We start from the raw sequence: 3,850 nt of genomic DNA, 5'->3' as shown, positions 1-3,850 counted from the left end.
TGGTCGACTTCTAAGGCTAGATCACGCCCCGGCCGGTGGTGAGGGTTCCTGTAGCACTGATGGGGTGGCGTGCCGCCGAGCACTTATCCATTAGCTTGTCGCCGGGTGCCCTTGGGCTCGAACATGTTTGATGACCAAGGAGGTGCTGATGATTTTTGTCGGTGACGATTGGGCGGAGGATCACCACGACGTTCATCTGATGGATGACACCGGGGCGCGGCTGGCTTCACGTCGATTACCCGAGGGACTTGCCGGGATCGGCGAGTTCCATCAACTCTTAGCCCGTCACGCCGAAGAACCAGAGCAGGTCGTGATCGGGATTGAAACCGACCGTGGGTTATGGGTCGAGGCGCTCGTTGCGGCCGGCTACCAGGTGTATGCGATTAATCCGCTGGCAGCCGCCCGCTACCGCGACCGTCACCACGTATCAGGGGCCAAGTCCGATGCCGGGGACGCCAAACTCTTAGCCGATCTGGTGCGTACCGATCGACACAATCACCGCCGAGTCGCCGGTGACTCCGCTGATGTGGAGGCGGTCAAGATCTTGGCTCGGGCACATCAGAATTTGATCTGGACCCGCGTCCAGCACACCAATGCGCTGCGCTCGGCGCTGCGTGAGTATTACCCGGGCGCTCTGGAGGCCTTCGATGATCTGCACGACCGAGACGCGCTAGCGATCTTAGGCCGCGCACCCAGCCCGACCCAAGCTGCCGGCCTGAGTTTGTCGAAGATCCGGTCTGCGCTCAAAGCCGCTGGGCGACAACGCAACCTCGACGTCCGTGCTCACGACATCCAAACCGCTCTACGAGCCGAACAGCTCGCCGCCCCAGCCGCCGTCACTGCTGCGTTCGCAGCCGGCACTCGTGCCATGGTCGGCATCATCGCCGAACTGAACCGCCAGATCAGCGACCTCGAGACCGAGTTGGCGACGCATTTTGAGACACACCCGGACGCCGACATCTACCGCTCCCTGCCAGGACTTGGTGTCATCCTCGGCGCCCGGGTGCTCGGTGAGTTCGGGGATGACCCGAACCGGTTCACCACCGCCAAGTGTCGCAAAAACTACGCCGGAACCTCACCGCTGACTGTCGCGTCGGGCAAGAAACGCGCCGTGCTGGCCCGCCACGTCCGCAACCGCCGGCTCTACGACGCAATCGACCAATGGGCGTTCTGCGCGCTGAACGCCAGCCCTGGCGCCCGCACCTACTACGACGCGCGCCGCACTGCCGGAGACTTCCACCACCAAGCACTACGAGCCCTCGGCAACCGGCTCGTCGGCGTCCTGCACGGCTGCCTACGCCACCGAACCCAATACGATGAACACAAAGCCTGGGCGCACCGTCAAATCCACCCCGACACTCAGGCCGCTTGACAACTACGAACCTGGGGTGTCTAGCCGCGAAGTACCTGGTCGGCGCCGACGGCGGCAGCAGCCAGACGCGCAAGCTCGCGGGCATCGATTTCCCCGGAATGACCTCGCATGACGCGGTCGCCCGGATGGCGTTCGGGCTGGTGCCGCCGGACGACTGGGTTGACCCGGTCAGCGGGGCGCTCAACGTGCCCGGGTGGGGCCGAGTCCCGCTCACGCCGTTCTATCGCGCCGAACACGGCGTCTTCGCATGCCGTCGGATGGGCGGCCGGGCGGTGGTAATCACCCTCGAACTGGAGAGAGCGGCTCGCGAAGACCGCATCGACGACTATGACGACGAAACGCCGGTGAGCCTGGCCGAGATCGAGGCCAGCGTGAAACGCGTGCTCGGCGCTGACGTACCACTGCGGCCGATAACGCCCGACACCCCATTGGATCTGCGTCGCTTCTACGGCATCAACTCGAGGATCGCATCGCGATACAAATCAGGCCGGGTGATCCTGGTCGGCGACGCCGCGCACGTCCACTCCCCCCTTGGCGGCCCTGGACTGAATCTGGGTCTGCAGGACGCGGTGAACCTCGGCTGGAAGCTGGCTGCCGTCCTTGCCGGTCGCGCCGACCCCGCGCTACTCGACACCTATCAGGCCGAACGCCGGCCGGCTGCAGAGCGGGTGATCATGCACAGCCGCGCCCAGTTAGCTCTGACCAGGCCAGGAACCGAAGTCACTGCCCTGCGAGAGCTCTTCTCCGAGCTGCTGACGAATCCCGATACCGTCCACCGCCTCAGTGATCTGGTGTCCGGCAACGACAATCGGTATGCGGTGGGCGATGACGCGCATCCGCTGGCCGGGCGTTGGGTGCCTGATTTCGCGGTCGCTAGTGCTGACGGAACGCGACGGGTAGCCGAGCTCGCCCGCGACGGGCGGCCACTGCTCATTGACCTCACCGACGGCGCTGTGGTCGCGACCGCCGCGGCCGGTATCGCAGACAGGATCACCCTCGCCGCGGGACGCCCGGTCGGTGACGCCTCGGCCACGGCGTTGCTTGTCCGTCCGGATGGTTATGTGGCGTGGGCGTCGTCGGCGCCGAGGCCAGGAGTTGACGAGCTTCGTTGTGTGCTTGCGCAATGGTTCGGCGCCACGACCTTCTAAGGCCCAAAGTCGGTTATTTCGAGCTGATTTCGTCCTGATACTTCTTGGTCATGTGCGCGACGGCCTGGTTCTGCGACTCCGCGAGACCTTCCCGCGCCTCGCTGGCGCGCGCCGCAGCGTCCAGCGTCGGCTGCGCCTGACCCTGGAAATGCGGCATGACTTCGGCGGCGAACAATTCGGCTGACCGTTTGGTCGCCGCCGGATTGGCCCACTCGTGACCCATCTGCAGCATGCAGCCGAACCCGCCGGATTGATCCCACATCCGCTGCACCTGTTCCCGCGCCCGCTCGGGTGTGCCGATCACGCCCGCGCCGTTGTCGTTGATGACGTCGATCATCTCGTCGATCTGCTCGCCCGGCATCGTCATCTGTGGGAACGCGGCCACCTTCTGGAAGTACCGGAACCATGACTCGAGCCCGAATTTCACGTCCTCGCGGGCTTGCTTTTCGGTTTCGGCGACGTGGAACGGTCCGACCAGGCTCCAATTCTTGCGATCGACTTGGGTGCCGAATGCCGCCGCGCGCTCTTCGACGATGTCCCAGTGATACTGCAACGCGTTGAAGCCCTCGATAGTCAGCGTCGCCCCGATGGACAGCAAGCCGATGCCGTGCTTGCCGGCCAACCGCGCACCCGTCGGCGAGGCGACCGCGGCCACCGCCAGCGGGACACCGCCGTCGGAGTACGGAGAGAGTTGCAACTTGGCGTCGAACAGTTGATGCGTGGCGGTTTTCGCGCTGACCGTCTCGCCCGCTAGCAGCCGAACGACGATGTCGAGGTTGGTTTCCAACAGCTCACGGGTGTCGGTCGGGGTCAGCCCGATCATCGACGAGTCGCTGGGCAGCGACCCCGGCCCCACGCCGCCGATGATGCGGCCGTGGGTGAGGTGATCCAGCATCATCAACCGGTCGGCGACCCAGAGCGGGTTGTGGTAGGCGAGCGAGATGACACCCGTGCAGAGCTTGATCCACTTGGTCCGTTCCGCGGCGGCGGCGATGAAGATCTCCGGTGAGGCGATGAGCTCGGTGCCTGCGGAGTGATGCTCGCCAATCCACGCCTCGTCGAAGCCGAGCGCATCGAGGTGTTCGACGAATTCGAGATCTCGCCGCAACGCCAGTGTCGGGTTGGTGCCGGCGCGATGAAACGGGGCGATGAAATACCCAAATCTGAGCTTGGCCACGTGAGCTCCCCTTAGCAGTCGAGTTGCGGAGAACCTTAAACCCGTCGGGCAACCCGCGGCCAGCAGTTCGCGGCAGGAACTCGTGAATAGCTCAGCCGTGCTGCCCGATCACGGCCAGCCGCCGCAACCCACGCCCGGTACACAACCGTGGCC

The 3,850-nt window shown here is 65.0% G+C and carries 3 protein-coding genes; 2 read left to right on the top strand and 1 reads right to left on the bottom strand.

What is annotated here, in order from left to right; genetic code table 11:
• The first annotated feature begins 148 nt into the window (after nt 1–148).
• Entirely contained in the window at nt 149–1,372 is a 1,224-nt protein-coding gene (locus tag WAN71_RS18720; protein WP_422226764.1) for an IS110 family transposase, read from the top strand.
• On the top strand, nt 1,369–2,520 hold the full coding sequence (locus WAN71_RS18715) for an FAD-dependent monooxygenase (protein WP_422226763.1): 1,152 nt from the start codon (nt 1,369–1,371) through the stop codon (nt 2,518–2,520). The genes WAN71_RS18720 and WAN71_RS18715 overlap by 4 nt, the downstream gene beginning before the upstream one ends.
• Nucleotides 2,521–2,533: 13 nt before the next feature.
• Here WAN71_RS18715 and WAN71_RS18710 read toward each other — a convergent pair whose 3' ends face one another.
• Nucleotides 2,534–3,697, bottom strand: a complete 1,164-nt coding sequence (locus WAN71_RS18710) for an LLM class flavin-dependent oxidoreductase (protein WP_422226762.1) — start codon at nt 3,695–3,697, stop codon at nt 2,534–2,536.
• Between the last annotated feature and the right edge of the window lie 153 nt (nt 3,698–3,850).

It is taken from the genome of Mycobacterium sp. (genome assembly GCF_049280035.1).
GTDB lineage: Bacteria > Actinomycetota > Actinomycetes > Mycobacteriales > Mycobacteriaceae > Mycobacterium.
The sequence above is the reverse complement of the archived record's forward strand: the minus strand, read 5'-3'. Positions and strand labels throughout refer to the sequence as shown.

Bases quoted from the DNA above. Each gene is read 5' to 3' on its own strand.
- WAN71_RS18720 (WP_422226764.1), top strand. From the start codon at position 149: ATGATTTTTGTCGGTGACGATTGGGCGGAGGATCACCACGACGTTCAT.